The sequence below is a fragment of the Lentilactobacillus curieae genome, assembly GCF_000785105.2.
GTDB lineage: Bacteria > Bacillota > Bacilli > Lactobacillales > Lactobacillaceae > Lentilactobacillus > Lentilactobacillus curieae.
Map to the genome: position 1 here is coordinate 1,072,470 of NZ_CP018906.1, position 15,202 is coordinate 1,087,671.

At 38.7% G+C, this 15,202-nt stretch carries 18 protein-coding genes; 8 read left to right on the plus strand and 10 right to left on the minus strand.

Translation table 11 applies throughout. The annotated features are described in order from the left end of the window. The first annotated feature begins 288 nt into the window (after nucleotides 1-288). Nucleotides 289-1,284, plus strand: coding sequence for a ketopantoate reductase family protein (locus PL11_RS05045; protein WP_035167787.1), 996 nt, complete (start codon nucleotides 289-291; stop codon nucleotides 1,282-1,284). A gap of 212 nt (nucleotides 1,285-1,496) precedes the next feature. Here PL11_RS05045 and PL11_RS05050 read toward each other — a convergent pair whose 3' ends face one another. The 3 genes from PL11_RS05050 to PL11_RS05060 form a co-directional block, all read right to left on the minus strand. After that, complete coding sequence (locus PL11_RS05050; RefSeq protein WP_035167788.1) at nucleotides 1,497-1,697, minus strand: cold-shock protein; 201 nt, start codon at nucleotides 1,695-1,697, stop codon at nucleotides 1,497-1,499. 468 nt (nucleotides 1,698-2,165) lie between these two features. Then, a complete protein-coding gene (locus tag PL11_RS05055; protein ID WP_052127816.1) occupies nucleotides 2,166-2,846 on the minus strand; it encodes a YczE/YyaS/YitT family protein in 681 nt (226 codons plus the stop codon). Nucleotides 2,847-2,860: 14 nt separating this feature from the next. Next, on the minus strand, nucleotides 2,861-3,280 hold the full coding sequence (locus tag PL11_RS05060; protein WP_035167789.1) for an OsmC family protein: 420 nt from the start codon (nucleotides 3,278-3,280) through the stop codon (nucleotides 2,861-2,863). 90 nt (nucleotides 3,281-3,370) lie between these two features. Here PL11_RS05060 and PL11_RS05065 point away from each other — a divergent pair, with 90 nt between their 5' ends. Further along, complete coding sequence (locus PL11_RS05065) at nucleotides 3,371-4,060, plus strand: NAD(P)H-dependent oxidoreductase (RefSeq protein ID WP_035167790.1); 690 nt, start codon at nucleotides 3,371-3,373, stop codon at nucleotides 4,058-4,060. Nucleotides 4,061-4,062: 2 nt separating this feature from the next. Further along, entirely contained in the window at nucleotides 4,063-4,242 is a 180-nt protein-coding gene (locus tag PL11_RS05070; RefSeq protein WP_035167791.1) for a hypothetical protein, read from the plus strand. On the opposite strand, the gene thiD is transcribed toward PL11_RS05070, so the two are convergent. After that, a complete protein-coding gene (gene thiD, locus PL11_RS05075; protein WP_035167792.1) occupies nucleotides 4,243-5,049 on the minus strand; it encodes a bifunctional hydroxymethylpyrimidine kinase/phosphomethylpyrimidine kinase in 807 nt (268 codons plus the stop codon). A 149-nt stretch (nucleotides 5,050-5,198) separates the two neighbouring features. Here thiD and PL11_RS10450 point away from each other — a divergent pair, with 149 nt between their 5' ends. After that, a complete protein-coding gene (locus PL11_RS10450) occupies nucleotides 5,199-5,321 on the plus strand; it encodes a hypothetical protein (RefSeq protein ID WP_257787901.1) in 123 nt (40 codons plus the stop codon). A 99-nt stretch (nucleotides 5,322-5,420) separates the two neighbouring features. Here the strand turns inward: PL11_RS10450 and PL11_RS05080 are convergent, their stop codons facing one another. Beyond that, entirely contained in the window at nucleotides 5,421-6,737 is a 1,317-nt protein-coding gene (locus PL11_RS05080; RefSeq protein WP_052127817.1) for an MFS transporter, read from the minus strand. 112 nt (nucleotides 6,738-6,849) lie between these two features. Here PL11_RS05080 and PL11_RS05085 point away from each other — a divergent pair, with 112 nt between their 5' ends. Continuing rightward, nucleotides 6,850-7,425 (plus strand): winged helix-turn-helix domain-containing protein, encoded by a 576-nt coding sequence (locus PL11_RS05085; RefSeq protein WP_035167793.1) that lies wholly within the window; start codon nucleotides 6,850-6,852, stop codon nucleotides 7,423-7,425. Between the two features lie 153 nt (nucleotides 7,426-7,578). On the opposite strand, the gene PL11_RS05090 is transcribed toward PL11_RS05085, so the two are convergent. Next, the gene (locus PL11_RS05090) at nucleotides 7,579-8,247 is read right to left on the minus strand and encodes a potassium channel family protein (protein ID WP_035167794.1); all 669 of its coding nucleotides are present in this window, start codon (nucleotides 8,245-8,247) and stop codon (nucleotides 7,579-7,581) included. Between the two features lie 15 nt (nucleotides 8,248-8,262). Then, a complete protein-coding gene (locus PL11_RS05095; RefSeq protein ID WP_191982100.1) occupies nucleotides 8,263-9,567 on the minus strand; it encodes a TrkH family potassium uptake protein in 1,305 nt (434 codons plus the stop codon). A 157-nt stretch (nucleotides 9,568-9,724) separates the two neighbouring features. On the opposite strand from PL11_RS05095, the gene codA reads away from it, so the two are divergent. Next, nucleotides 9,725-10,969 (plus strand): cytosine deaminase, encoded by a 1,245-nt coding sequence (codA, locus tag PL11_RS05100; RefSeq protein ID WP_035167795.1) that lies wholly within the window; start codon nucleotides 9,725-9,727, stop codon nucleotides 10,967-10,969. A 49-nt stretch (nucleotides 10,970-11,018) separates the two neighbouring features. On the opposite strand, the gene PL11_RS05105 is transcribed toward codA, so the two are convergent. After that, nucleotides 11,019-11,897: a LysR family transcriptional regulator gene (locus PL11_RS05105; RefSeq protein ID WP_035167796.1), complete on the minus strand. Its 879-nt coding sequence runs from the start codon at nucleotides 11,895-11,897 to the stop codon at nucleotides 11,019-11,021. Between the two features lie 100 nt (nucleotides 11,898-11,997). On the opposite strand from PL11_RS05105, the gene PL11_RS05110 reads away from it, so the two are divergent. Next, complete coding sequence (locus PL11_RS05110; RefSeq protein WP_035167797.1) at nucleotides 11,998-13,029, plus strand: YeiH family protein; 1,032 nt, start codon at nucleotides 11,998-12,000, stop codon at nucleotides 13,027-13,029. A 44-nt stretch (nucleotides 13,030-13,073) separates the two neighbouring features. On the opposite strand, the gene PL11_RS05115 is transcribed toward PL11_RS05110, so the two are convergent. After that, the gene (locus PL11_RS05115; protein ID WP_035167798.1) at nucleotides 13,074-13,667 is read right to left on the minus strand and encodes a hypothetical protein; all 594 of its coding nucleotides are present in this window, start codon (nucleotides 13,665-13,667) and stop codon (nucleotides 13,074-13,076) included. 102 nt (nucleotides 13,668-13,769) lie between these two features. After that, nucleotides 13,770-14,624: a fructosamine kinase family protein gene (locus PL11_RS05120; RefSeq protein ID WP_035167799.1), complete on the minus strand. Its 855-nt coding sequence runs from the start codon at nucleotides 14,622-14,624 to the stop codon at nucleotides 13,770-13,772. A gap of 182 nt (nucleotides 14,625-14,806) precedes the next feature. On the opposite strand from PL11_RS05120, the gene PL11_RS05125 reads away from it, so the two are divergent. Beyond that, nucleotides 14,807-15,169: a hypothetical protein gene (locus PL11_RS05125; RefSeq protein ID WP_035167800.1), complete on the plus strand. Its 363-nt coding sequence runs from the start codon at nucleotides 14,807-14,809 to the stop codon at nucleotides 15,167-15,169. The last annotated feature ends 33 nt before the right edge of the window (nucleotides 15,170-15,202 follow it).

Genomic DNA, 15,202 nt, shown 5'->3' on the forward strand with positions numbered 1-15,202 from the left:
ACATAATACAATCATCGACGTAATGAGAAATTGCAAAAACTCAGCTAAGAGAATCACGATTGGTGGAAAGTGATGTGGGTAATTGCTTGGAATCATTACATTAACCCATTAGATCGGTGAGCTAGATTTAGTTAGCTGATCTCGGAAATGCCCGTTAAAGCGTACCCAGAGTGAGCAGATAGTGTGCTTAAAAAGGTGGTACCGCGGCAAAAAGTCGTCCTTTACGAATGTAGAGGGCGACTTTTTTTATCGGGTTTCTGGTGATGAAAAATTGAAAGGATGATTTTAATGAAATATACAGTATTGGGTGCAGGAGCAATGGGACTTCGTTACGGAGTTCTTCTCCAAGAAGCGGGTTACGATGTGGATTTTGTTGATACTTGGGAACCTCAAGTAAATACAATTCACGAACAAAACGGGGTATATGTTTCCCGTGACGGTCAGGATAAACATTTAGTTCCGGTTAATATTTATTTTCCAGAGGATTACGAAGGTGATCCAGATGTGTTAATTGTATTTACTAAGCAATACGGATTAGCGGATATGTTGGAGCGTTGCTCACGTTTCTTCAATGATCGTCAGTATGTAGTTACTTGCATGAACGGAATGGGCCATATTGAGAAGTTAAATCAATACTTCGCTAAGGAAAAAGTTCTTGGCGGAACTGCTTTGATTGGAACGGTGTTGAATAAGGCTGGGGACGTTGACTTTATTGGTAAAAAAGGCGCTGGTTCAATGAACATCGCGAACGAAACTGAAGTTCCTGACGAAATGACCCATAAAATCGTTGAGGAATTCCAAAATGCCAATCTCAATCCCAATTTAACAACTAACTTTATGGGAACTTTGATGGCTAAAGTAGTCTTTAACTCAGTAATCAATACTCTATGTACTATGTTCAAAATCAGAATGGGCGAATTTATCCAATCTGACGTTGCTAAGAAGCTTGGGGTACAATTAATCGATGAGGCGTTTGATGTGTGCGAGAGAGCTGGAATTACGCTCCTAAACACAAGGGAAGAAGAATGGCAGACAGTTCAAACTGTAAGTGAAGTATCAAACCCACTTCACTTCCCATCAATGTATCAAGATATTTCAAAACAACGCCCAACAGAAGTCGATTACATCAACGGATACATTTATGAACTAGGAACTAAGTACCATTACGAGGCGAAAACTCATGACTTCCTGAGAAACTTAGTTCATTTGGCAGAATTTTCAGACAAGTTCGATGTGGATGCGTACGTAAAATCTGTGAGATCTGCCGATAAGACAACGGTATAAAACTTGCGGTAGTCTGTATGTTGATTACTGCATTTAATCGTTAACATAGAACATTTGTCTCATGAGTCCTTAGGGACTACACATAGGAATAACGGTACAAAAAAACAAGGTAGCTACGATGTTTTCATCATCATGGCTACCTTGTTTTTTGATAATTGATAAAAAAGGGTACAAAAAAACCAGTGATTGCTCACTGGTTAAAAGCTGTTGAATTATTCAACAACGTTAACGTTAGCAGCTTGTGGTCCACGGTCGCTGTCTTCAACGTCAAGAGTAACTTTTTGGCCTTCGTCTAATGACTTGAAGCCGTCTTTTTGGATAGCTGAGAAGTGAACGAAAACGTCACCGTCGTCAGTAGTAATAAATCCGTAACCTTTGTCAGCGTTGAACCATTTAACAGTACCTTGTTTCATAATTATGAAACCTCCTTGCGCTCTTGCGCGATAAAAAATTGTTAATGTATCTAGTTGAACGTAATTCCAAGGAAGTTATTTCATAATACTATAAAACAAGACCTTAAAAATCGAAACCTAAAACACATTGACTATAATATACCAACCGGCTCGAAATATGTCAATTAAAATCCCCTGAATATGATAATTCTCTTGAAATAGTTTCTTAGTGTTCCACAGGCATAACTTTTAGCTGATTGTTTGCCATAGAAACTGTAAAGGCTTTTCACACGATGACATCTCTAATATCAAATAGTTAACAGATGTGTTATTACTATGAGATGAATCTGCACAATCGTTAGCCAAATAGAGTGCTAATTATAACCGATTTCAACTAATTATGAGTGAATATCCCTTTAATAATTAGTTGAATTTCACAAAACACTAAAAAAGAGCCACGGTGTTAAAACATCATGGCCCCTTAATTGATTATCTTGATTTGTAACTTTGAATCTTATTAAAAATCTTTTTGTTAACGTTGTCGTTCCAGAATTCAATCAGTGGACCAGTGAAGAAGGCAATGATAATGGTAACAAACCCAAATGGACCACCAACGAAGAAGGCGATTGCCATGAAGATGATGTCTTGAATAATTCTAACGACACGGTAACGAACGTGGAACCATTCTGACAAGATTGGAGCAACACCATCGTATGGAGCAACCCCGATTTGAGCCATCATGTACATTGAAGCACCAAATGTGAAGATGATTAAGCCAATCAAGGCATTAACGATTTGTAGTGGTAGCGAATGAACGGTACCGAAGACTGATGAGTAAATCCCAGAGAAAAATTGAATTTCGTAACCTACTAACACCATGTTTAATACGGTACCAATTCCGATCATCTTACGGTTGGCGAATACCACAAACAGGAAGATGATTAGGTTCATTATTAGTTGGAAGTTACCCAGACCCATGTGGAGTAAGTTACTAAAACCGATGTTAACACCAGTAAATGGATCCATTCCTAAGTTAGCTGCCTGCAAAAAACTTTCACCCATTGAAAGGATTAAAATCCCTACGAATGACATGATTGTTTTGTTTGTTAAAATAACTGCTTTATCCCTCTTTGCAACCGGTTGCATTTTTACGTCCATATCCTTGTCCATTTTTTGTACCATCCTTATCGTTTTATCTCAATTGCCATCTCGACTGCATCTTCCAAAGTTTTGTGGACGGTGCATCTGTGAATGACCTCTTCGACAAAATTTTGTTGTTCATCGCTACTTAAATTGGTTTTACAATCAACTATAATATTGATTTTTGAAATTTTTGAAGACTTATCTGGAAAAACGGTTGTCTCACCAGAAACGTCAACATCAAATTTCTCAATCTCGAGGTTGTCCATTCGGCGTGCAAGAATACTTGCAGTTGCTCCAAAGCAAGCGCCAATCGAGCCTAATAGGTATTCGATTGGAGTAGGACCAGCATCTGTCCCATGAACTTTGGTGGGGCGGTCTGCGGTGAACTCGTGGTTACCAGCAGTGGTAATGGTTTTTGCACCAACGTTTTGATATGCTGTATGCACTGAATAACTTGCCATTAGGATTAACCTCCGTTTATAGTTTATATGAGGATTTTACAACAAATCTAGACCAATGAAAACCCATTCATTTTGGTGGAGGTAATAAAAATGAAGACCCAAATATTGGTTTCACACCCGCAAATCAGGGATTCGGGCACCCAAAAGTTCTTAGAAACCACCGTAAAATTTTTTCAAAATATTTTTTTCGAACCAATTGATATTGAATATCCAGATGGAAATATCGATGTTGAAAAAGAGCAGGAGCGTTTAAAACGAGCTGATCGCATCATTTTTCAGTTTCCAATGTACTGGTATCAATCTCCTGATAGTTTAAGTAAGTACATGCAAACCGTATTTACTAGGAAATTTGTTGAAGCACAGAAAGCACTAGCAGGAAAAGAACTTGGTGTGGTTGTTACTACGGGCGATTCACTGTCTCAGTTTCGGTTAGGAGGTAGTGAAAACTTTACCATTTCCGAACTGATGGCTCCATACGCTGCGTTTGCACATAAAGCGGGAATGAAGTTCTTACCCGTATTTCCAATTGAACAGTTTGCATATTTAGATGAGCCACAAAAAGCTAAACTAGTTGGGGATTATGCTATGTATGTTGGGGCTAAGCAGCCACTAACGTTGGATAACCAAACTAGTTGGATCGTCGAACAATTAAATGCAATTGCTGAAGGCAACAATAATAAAGAGGCCATCAATCTGATTATCGATTCTATTAATAGTAGAAAAGATAAGATTGACGACCTCAAGATGAACATTAAGATGATTCGTGACGAGGAGGAATAGTAATGGATGATGAACAAAAGTGGTTATTAGACCAGCTTGATCAATTACAGTCAGAGACGACCTCGTTTATTGAAAAGTCATTATTTGATACTACAAAACGAATTATTGTCCAGCAGGGAAAGCGGATTGAACAACATGAAGGTGAATTAGATGGTCGTATTTGGAATCCGGGCAAGTGGTAATTATTCTTTTGGTGCCCAGTGATTGATTGGCCCAAATTTGTGACCAACAAAGATTTCGTTTTCAATTGCTTCGTTAACAAACTTTTTGGCAATGGTAATTGCTGTCTTAATATCTGTGCCTTTGGCGATTTCGGCAGCAATGCATGCTGAGAGACTGTCACCAGTTCCGTTTACTCGGGTAGTATCATGGAAGGTGTCGTGTAGGAAAAAGCCTTCGCCAGATTCAAGCAGTACGTAATCAGATACCTGTTTTTGATCTGAATTATCATGCCGGCCTTTTAACACTACGTTTTTGGCACCCAATTGTTGCAATTTGTGAGCAGCTTCTTCCGTGTCCTGCTCATTGTTGATTTCCATCTCAGCTAGTTTTTGGGTTTCAAAAAAGTTAGGTGTAATTACGGTGGCAAGTGGAATTAATTTATCCCTAAGCGTTTTGTACGCACTTTCTTCTAGTAGTACGTTACCATGTTTAGTGGTGATAACCGGATCAACAACTAGTGGTCCAAAGTCATACTTGGTATAGTTTTTGACCACATCCAAAATAAGTTCAGAGTCAGATAACATTCCAGTTTTGCTAGCCTTGATGTGATAATCATCTGCAAGTGCCTTAAACTCGTTATCAATAAAGCTAGTTGGTAAATTGACGGAGTCATGAATTCCGTAACTGTTACCAGCTACTGCAGCGGTCATTACAGAAGCTCCGTACACACCTCTTCTAAAGAAGGTATGTAAGTCAGCTTGCATACCTGCGCTTCCGTCACTGTCTGAGCCTGCAATCGTTAATGCTTGTGGATATTGTTCTGCCATTGTTAATCACCTCAACTGGTTTATTTGACTATAAATCGTACCACAATTGGGTTTTAAATGTTAGTTTGATTTTTCTGGGTCAGTTGTAGTACAATATTAAAGTCTATTGAAGTTATGAGAATTATTAAAGTTTATAAGGAGAGTTCACAATGCGTAAATGTCATCCAAATGGCGTTCAAGGACGTCGTCCAATTAACCAAAAGAACGATGCAAAACGTAACAAACAAATTGCTGACCTTCAAAGATTCTTGAAGTCAAAGCCAGCTAAGTAGTTTTTACTTGCTAGTTCAAAAAGGGGTGAAACATGAGTTTTGCCTTTAATAAGATAAGCCAGGTTTTCCACAAATTCGTGGAGAGCTTGGCTTATTTTTTTATATTCTAGTATGTTTCAAATCATTCTTTATATCTCTTATCAACAAAGGAGTTAGCAGCACAACATAGATAAATAGTAGTGCCCCAGTTCCAATGAAAATATATGCTCCATTACTGAAAACTTTAAAAGCAAACATAAATATTATTGATCCTAGTGGGGAAATACAAGTTATCAGCGACGTGAATGTCGACATTACCCGTCCAAGTAAATACGTCGGAATTGTTAATTGCATATAAACTGAGGTGGAAATGTTTAGAACAGAATTAAAGGCTCCCATAATTGCCAATGAACAGGAACAAAGTACTGTGAATGAGAACGCTGCGGTGTAAGTTAAAGTGTAAATTCCGATTAGAAACATTACCAAGCTAGTAATTATGAGAGGAGTAATGATTTTTCCTAATAAATGTTTCTGACTCGGGAAGATGCTCAATAGAATGCTTCCGGTTAATATTCCTGCCGAAAAGAGTCCATCTATTACTCCTACCACTGAATTACCTGCATGGAGATGGTGGATGATTGTGTAGGGAAGTCCAACTGTGACTGCAACAAATAAAAAGTTAATCATACAGCCTACTAAAATAAAATCCCTCATGATTTTACGAGTGGTAATGTAATTTAAGCCTTCCTTGAATTCTTTAATTTGACCAACTATGGAATTATTAATATTTGGATTTATGTTTAAATTAGACGGTTGGTAATGAAACTTCATTGAGATAGTCAGTCCAAGCCAAATGAGTGATACGATAACTGAAATCAATATGAACACATCGAACCGTACTACGGAGTAAAGTGCAACACCAACAATTGGAGCTAACACAGAAGACATGGCTGACGCAGATTGATTTAAAGATCCCAGACGGGGGATGAAGTTTTGATTAACTAGTTCTTTGACAGATGCAGTGTATGTAGTGGTTGAAAAGCTGTTAGTAGTTGAAATGATAGTTAGTAATAATATTACTGGAATCAGTTTAGAAAAACCTGAAAAGTAATTAATTATTAATCCAAATAAAATTAGGGTAGCAATTTTTATTAGTGAGCAAATAATTAAAATTTGCTTATGAGGATATCTATCTGTGATAGTGCCGACTGGAATCATCGCAAGGAGACTGACAATGGGAGTGATAGCTGATTCAATTCCAAACGCAATAGGAGAGTTTGTGGTTCGTAGTAGCATTAAACCAAGAGCAAGAGAGAACATGTTACTACTAAATGAGTTGAAAAGATTACCGATAATTTCTTTTAACATCTGGACTTTGGATTCCGCCTCTGTAATCGTCTGAGGATAATCATTGATTGCTTCTAATTTTTTTGTCATCACAATCACCTATAAAACAATTTTATCGTTTAAAAATATTTTAACGTTATCATAAACTTATCCGTTTGATATTATTTTGTCAAGAGTCTATTATAATTTCGAGGTGAAACAAATGAGCGTAAAAAGAGTGTCTGAGTTTGCTAAATTGATGAGTGATGAAAAAATAGTACTAATTCTAAAAGTGACAAATGTTTCTGAAGGAGTAACCGCAAAAAAGATATCTGAGAAGGCAGGAGTGCCAGTTAGCCAGTTGTATTATAAAATTAAGAAATTGGTTGACGCGGGGCTTTTAGAAATTGTAAACGTTAAGAGCGTTAAAAATTTACAAGAATACTATTATTCAAGTGCAGGATTTAGAGATGCAAACCAAGAATTTGATGGAAATGAAATGGACGTTTCAGCAGCTTGGGTTGCAGACCATAGCGATGAAGTTGCTCAGTGGCTGTTGTATACAAATCAACGGTTTTTAGATTCTTTGCAATACGATACTAAGATGTATGGTAAGGCAACGGATTATAAACAGCAGATTCATAGTTCTTATCTAACCGATACTGCTCAACTCAGTAAGGAAGCGGAAGATAAGCTGTTTAATGACGTCCGAAAGTTATTACAGGACGCTGAGAAAAATGATAAAGGTAAGGATAAGCAGACGATTAACTTTATTTTTGAAAAGTGGATGGAAAGATAAGGCTGAAGAGGTGGAACTTATCTCTGGTTAGCTGTTAATTCGTGACAGACAGGGATTTAAGCGTGAAAAAATGAGCTATGATGTATCAACATCGTAGCTCATTTTAATTTAAAAATTTATATTCACTGTCTGATAGTTACTTTTTAATAAAATTTATTCTTCCGTAGCCAACTTTTCAAACTTCTCTACTGCCGCTTGGTCGCCAATTACGGTAATGATGTCGTTGTCGTGCAAGACTGTATCTTGTTTGGCAATAAAGGTATCGCTCTTGTCAGCACGAGAAACCGCAATTAATGTAATCCCATAACGATTGGTAAGATCCAAATCATTTAGTGACTTTTCAGTTAAATCATCGTTAGACATTTCTAATTCAGCTACTGACAAGGTTCCTGATAACTTTAAATCACCAATAATTTTTGGATCCATGGTGTGCAAAGCGATTCGCCGTCCCATATCTCGTTCCGGTTGGATAATTTCATCCGCACCTAAACGTTTTAAAACCCGGGCGTGGCGCTTATTTTCCGCCTTGCAGATTAAATGCTTAACGCCTAACTCTTTACAAATCATCGTTGCCATAATGCTGGCCTCAATATCGGTTGCAATTGAAATAAAGACGTTATCAAAGTTACCAATATCCAGTTGTTTTAATGCCAACTCATTTTGAGCATCAGCAACGACTGCCGAAGTGGCAATGTCCCGGTATTGCTCAACTAACTCTTCTTTTTCGTCAATGACCAGAACCTCTTGGCCATGTTCGACTAGTGTGTCGACAATGCTACCACCAAAAAGTCCTAAGCCAATTACGGCGTAGTTCTTCTTCATATTAATGACGCTCCTTTATCCAATCATAACGTTTTCTTCTGGGTACCTGAATTCATCGTCAGGGTGCTTAGATGTCAATACAGAATACATAACGGTGAAGATTCCGACTCTTCCCATGAACATTAATGCGCAGAAAATCAGTTTTCCAATCCATGTTAGGTTAGGGGTTAATCCTAGTGTCAGGCCGGTCGTTCCAAATGCAGAGACCACATCGAACACAATGTATTCAAATCCCATGTGCCGGGGAATCGATTCAGTCATCAGTAAGAACAGTGCTGCGATTGCGAGGGTGACAGTAACCAAAAATCCAAGGGTTAAGGAACGGTTGACGTTATCGTCAGAAAACCGTCTGCCCATGAACGTCGCATCGCGTTTTCCTCGTAAAATCGACCACACTTTGATTAGCAGAATCCCAACCGTAGTGGTTTTGATACCACCGGCAGTTGAACCTGGTGTACCACCGATAAACATAAGGACGATGGTAAACAAAACCCCAGCATCAGAAAAACTGTTGTAGTTAAAAATGTAAAACCCAGCTGTTCGTGGAGTAACTGAAACGAAGAAGGTGTCAACCAGCCGTTGGAAAAAGTTAAGCTGTGAGTGATCACCAAAGTTGCGTTCAGTGGCTAAGAAAACTACGAAACTAATGACGATTAGACCAAGATAAGTAGTCAGGGCTAACTTTGTGTGGAGTGACAATCGTCGATCCTCGTGGAAGAAGAGAATATCTTTCCAGACAAGGAAACCGAGTGACCCAGAGATAATCAATCCAGACAGAACTAACAGCAGGTAAGGATCGCCTGCAAATCGGGTTAATGAATTTGGATATAGATCAAACCCAGCGTTACAAAAGGCGCTAATCGAGTGAAAAATGCTGTACCCCAGTCCCTTCCAAAAACCGTATCGGGAACCAAAATCCGCAAACAAGAGGATGGTTCCCAGTGCTTGAATCAATAATGAAAAATTCACAACTAGGCGCACAACACTATAAATGTTGGCAGCCGATTGTAAATTTAATGATTGTTGGGTCAGAAGTGACGTTGTTAGGTCAACTTTCCGGCGTAAGAATATGAATAATAGAACGGCGAAAGTCATAAATCCTAATCCACCAATTTCTACAAGTGCCAAAATCACGACTTTACCAAAAATGCTCCAGTGAATCGCGGTGTTAACAACAGTCATTCCGGTAATGCAAGTAGCTGATGTGGCCGTGAAAAATGCATCTATGTAATTGGTACTTTGCCCGGAGCGAGTTGCAATCGGTAGGCTTAGTAATAGCGTTCCAACGATAATTATAATGATGAAACCAAGGGTAAGCATTCTTGGCAATGGTAGCTTTTTATCAACATTTATCAATTGGCATCTTTACCCCTTTCAAAAACTTCTAAGAACATTATCACACTGAATTATAAATATCTCCAACAGCAAGCGCTTTTTGAGCTATAATTTACTGAGACTATAGCTCGGGGGTATAACGATGTTAATTAAAAATGTTCACATTCAAAATGCGGAGGCTGCACAAGACGTCCGTATTGAAGGTGGTAAGTTTGTCGAAATTGCCAAGACAATTTCTGCTCATGATGGCGAGCAGGTTATTGATGCCACGGATAAACTACTACTGCCACCATTTGTTGATCCGCACGTTCATTTGGATGCCACAATGACTGCTGGTGATCCTGAGTGGAACCAAACCGGAACTCTGTTTGACGGAATTCGGATTTGGAGTGAACGGAAAAAGACACTCACTAAAGAAGATGTTAAAACTAGGGCCAAACAAGCAATCAAAACCCAAGTCGCAAATGGAATCCAGTTTGTTCGCAGCCACGTGGACGTGACTGATCCTAACTTGACTGCATTGAAGGCGTTGATTGAAGTTCGCGAAGAGGTTAAGGACCAGGTAGAACTTCAGTTGGTTGCCTTCCCACAAGAAGGAATCCTATCATTTCCAAACGGAAAGGAATTGATGACAGAGGCAGCTGATTTAGGTGCTGATGCCATTGGTGGAATTCCTCACTTCGAGTTTACCCGTGAATACGCAGTTGAATCACTCAAATTTTTGATGAAGCTAGCTGAACAAAAGGATAAATTGGTTGATGTTCACTGTGACGAAATTGATGATCCTCAATCACGTAGTTTGGAAACCTTAGCAACCCTAGCTCTTGAAAGCAAGATGGGCGATAAGGTGACAGCTAGTCATACTACAGCAATGGGATCATATAATGATGCTTACGCATATAAACTATTTAGATTATTAAAGATGTCCAACATTAACTTCATTGCTAATCCGCTAGTAAATACTAATCTTGGTGGTAGGTTTGATACCTATCCAAAGCGTAGAGGGATGACAAGGGTCAAGGAACTCCACGAGGATGGCATTAATGTTGCATTTGGTGAAGATGATATTAAGGATCCTTGGTACCCAATGGGAAATGGTAATATGCTTGATGCCTTGCACATGGGGCTTCACGTTGGTCACTTGATGGGATACAACGATATTTTGAACTCATATCAATTCATTACGTTTAATGGTGCTAAAGCAATGCATGTGACTGACCACTACGGAATTGAAGTGGGTAAGCCGGCAAACTGCATTATCATGAATAATGATAACTTCTATAATGCGCTTAATGAACGTTCTGAAGTTTTGTACTCAATTCATAATGGAGAAGTTTTGGTAAAAACGGAGCCTAAGCAGGTTGATAATCGATTTAGGGAACGTTAAAGAGAAGAGACGATGTTAAAAACATCGTCTCTTCTTTTAATTAAGTCCTTCACTTCAAAATGTCTGAAATTTGTTCCGCTATCTTCGCAAACGTCTTTTCTTTTGGGGTTCCGGGGATGTAAACTAGGCTTAGCTCATGATTAATATCAAAGTCAGCTAATTCAAAAGTACTTAAGTGAAAATACTGAGGCAGTGAATTAACTGCTGATTCATACATAAAACTAATTCCGACATTTTCGCTCAGTAATTGCTGAATAGTGACAATATCGCCAATCGAAATAACTTTTGCGAAATCATCTAGATCATAATTCATACTAGCTAACCAATTTTCAAAGATAAACCGGCTTCCTGAGCCAGGTTCACGAATCAGCAACTGCCTGTTTAAAATATCCTTGATACTTACCTTTGCTTGGCTTAAAGGGCTATCGGCGCTGCATACACCAATGAACTTATCAGTACTAATTGGAATACTAGCAAAATTTTGACGCTCAAAGTTTCCTTCAATCAACCCAAATTCAATTTCCCCACTGGCTAGTTGCTCGATAATCGTAGTGGTGTTTTTTACCGTACAGTTGATTCTTGGATAAGTTCGCGTCAAAGATTTAATGAATTCAGGCTCAATCATTTCATTGAAGGATAGGGTGGTACCAAACGAAATGCTTTTGACTTGTTGGGAATCAGAGATTTGTGCTAGCACTTGCTGAGTTTGAGTTTCGGTACGCTCAATTAGCCTAGCTAATTCGGTTCCTTCTTGAGTGAATGTCAGTTTTGATTTGTTGTAATCTACTAGTTTTAAATTGAGTTCTTGTTGCAGTGCCCGAACCTTCTGAGAAACGGCAGGTTGGGTAACGAATAGTTGCTTGGCGGTTTCTGTGTAGGACTTGGTTTTGTATAGAGTTAGAAACGTTGTGTATTTTGAATCCAGCATAAAATCACCTCATAAGTTGTACTTATATGGGTATCATACTTAATAATTTTGAATTATACAACGACTTTGGTAAGCTATTATTATCTACGGAGGGATGAGAATGAAGAATTATAGTATTTTGGAAATGAAGAGTTTCGGTCTTGCGGCAATTCTAACTTTGATTTGTGCGCTGATTGGAACTTTCATGGCTGGTTTGCCATATCTTAGCTTGATTGGTGCGCTGGTTATTTCCCTAATTATGGGAATGGTATTTCAGGTGTTTAAAACACCAGTTGAAAATGCCAAAATTGGAATTGGCTTTATTTCAAATAAATTTTTGCGTTTAGGAATTATTTTATTAGGATTTAAGCTTAACTTGATTGACCTAGCTCGTGCTGGAGTCAAGACAATTTTATTGGCGGTTGTTGTTGTAACGGGAACTATCATCCTGACTTATACAATTTCTCGCAAGTTACACGTTGAAAAAGAATTAGCTATTTTAGCTGCTGGTGGTACTGGAATTTGTGGTGCTGCTGCAGTAATGGGGATTTCACCCCAAATCAAGGTTCCGGAAGAACAAGCTGAACATCAACACGAAAACGAAGTGTTGGCTGTTGCGATTGTTGCTATCTTAGGAACTGTCTTTACTTTAGTAGATATTGGAATCAAGCCATTGTTGCACTTAACTCCAACTCAATTTGGTGTTATGACCGGTGCTTCACTGCACGAAATTGCTCATGCGGTTGCTGCTGGTAGTGCCGGTGGTCCTGTCAGTTTGGATGCTTCAATCATCACAAAGCTTTCACGGGTTTTGATGTTAGCTCCAGCAAGTTTGATTATTGGTGCTTGGTACCAACGTAGTAATGCCAAAGAAACTGGTAATACTGAAAAGGCAAAGCTACCAATTCCATGGTTTATGGCTGGCTTTATCATCGCCAGTGTGATTGGAACTTTCTTACCATTGGGTGCCAGCTTGTTGGCCCTATTGGTTAAGGCTGCATACCTATTCTTAGGGATGGCAATGGCCGCTCTTGGAATGAGTGTTAACTTTAAAGTCATTTTCCAGCGTGGAAAGAATGTATTCTTAGCTGCAATTATTTCATCAATCATTTTGTTATTGTTCTCAATTTTAGTAGTTAAGTTGTTCTTCTAATAGAAAACTCGAAGCCTGAAGGGGCTTCGAGTTTTTTTATACCATTATTTTAAAGATAGTGGAACCAGAGTCAAAATGAACGCCACGATGTATATTATCCAGACAGGCTTTAGTGCAGTACCAACTGCCCGAATCCAATTAATTATAAATAAACTCTGGTATCTATATTGAAGGTTTTCATGATAATTTTCATTTATGTCAAAAACAATTTTTAAATTTAGTAAGCACCAGATAATGGCCCCAAAAGATGTGACGATGCTTAACACCGCTAATAGTGGCTGGGAGAGAATCCCCAAAAAATCGATTGCTAGTGTAAAGATAGCTATTGAAAAAGGAACGGTGGTGCTAATTGATAACCAAACTGACGAGAAAAATTTGGTAGGAATAATTGTTAGTATTAATGCATTTAAAACGATGTGCAAATATCCCTTGAATAAAACTAATAAATCTTTTAATCCATAAGTATCAACTCCAGTTGATGAGTCCAGTGATTCATGTGAAAGTAAACTGGAAGCAAATCCGAGTGACTCCGCGAATATGAGAATAATTGATAAGCTAAGCATTAAGTACCAATACTTATTCTTAGTTAATTCGTGTAGGTATTCTTTCATTTTATTTTTGGTAATTAGTTGTCTCATTGCTTCCGATCCCCTCCCCGCACCATTAGTTTGAGAATACCCCAATTACAAATATCTGGATAAAAAAAGGTCAACCAATTTTCGGTTGACCTTCATGTTTTATTAGAATCCTTGAATCTTATTCATTTCTGATTGGACTCCACTTGCGTACATTGAACCAAACTTAACCAGGTGAACCATTAAGTAGTACATTCGGTAAAATTCAATTCGTTGGTCTGAACCCTCATCCAGCGGGTAAGCCTCGTTATAGGCCTGATAAAAGTTAGCATCAAACCCACCAAATACCGTTGTGACACCTAAATCAAACTCGCGGTCACCATAAAATGATGATGGGTCGATTAGGGCAGGCTGACCGATATCGGTAAACATATAATTGCCTCCCCAAAGATCGCCGTGTAAAAGTGAAGGCTCGCTGTGGTGGGCTGCCAGCTTATCTATGATAATTTGGCGGACCTTTCGGTATTGTTCAAGTTCAGCAGGTGACCACAAGTTGTGCTCTAAAATTGCGTCGCGAAGTTTGTCTAGACGACGTTCAACAAAAATTTCCGTCCAGGAATCTGTCCATGCATTATCAAACTCAAGTTCATTTCCCTGATATTTGGTGTCAAAACCAAACTGTCCGTTAGGGCTGATGTGGTGATGTAATTTGGCTACCAGTTTTCCTAAATCGGATTGACTCCCCATACCCGATTCAAAATATGTAATTAGTAGGTAAGCATCTCCCTGGATTTCACCGTTGGCAATTACGCGGGGAGCCAAGATATCTGCATTTGCGAATTCCTTAAGCCCGGCAATTTCGCCTGCGTAAAAGTCAGCATCTCGGCCTGGCTGAGTAAGGAGGAATAATGTCCCGTCATCTGTGTCAAGTTTGTAAGCTTCGTTAACGTCTCCACCACCAACTGGGGTTGCGGTTTTGATCCCAGTTAGAGGTAGTTGGTGCAACCATTGCTCATTCATAAAAATCACCTCACCACAATTGTAGGTCAGATTTTAAATCGTTCAATAGTTGTTAGTAATAAAGGTAATTTAATCGTATTCATTTTGAAATATAATTTTTTTCAAATTGTCACAGAAATCGCGCTATTGGCGGTGTATCATAGAAAACCACGAGGGGAGTATTCATACAGAAGGAGAAGATCATGCAAAAACACCAAATTGTTTACTACATAGATGAAGGATACGATAGTCCCCAACTACAAATGATTCAGGAACTTATGGGAGTTCCAAACACCATTGGCAACGGTCAGGTCAAGCCAATTGACAGTGATGCGCTTCGTGAATACACCCGGGGATTTACATTTGAGGTTGTTTACTGTAACAACCATAAACTAGAGAACGTTCAGAATTGGGAAGTTAGACGGATTTTGAAGAATGCTAAATCATGTCCGTTACCAATCGTTGAGATCGATGATTTCGTGGTTTGCCGCGGAAGGTTACTAAGTGCGGGGGAATTAGCGCAAATATTGAATGGCCGAAGCTTTGCAGCCAGTCATTCTAGATGAAAAAACGGCTTAGGTATTAAACCTAAGCCGTTT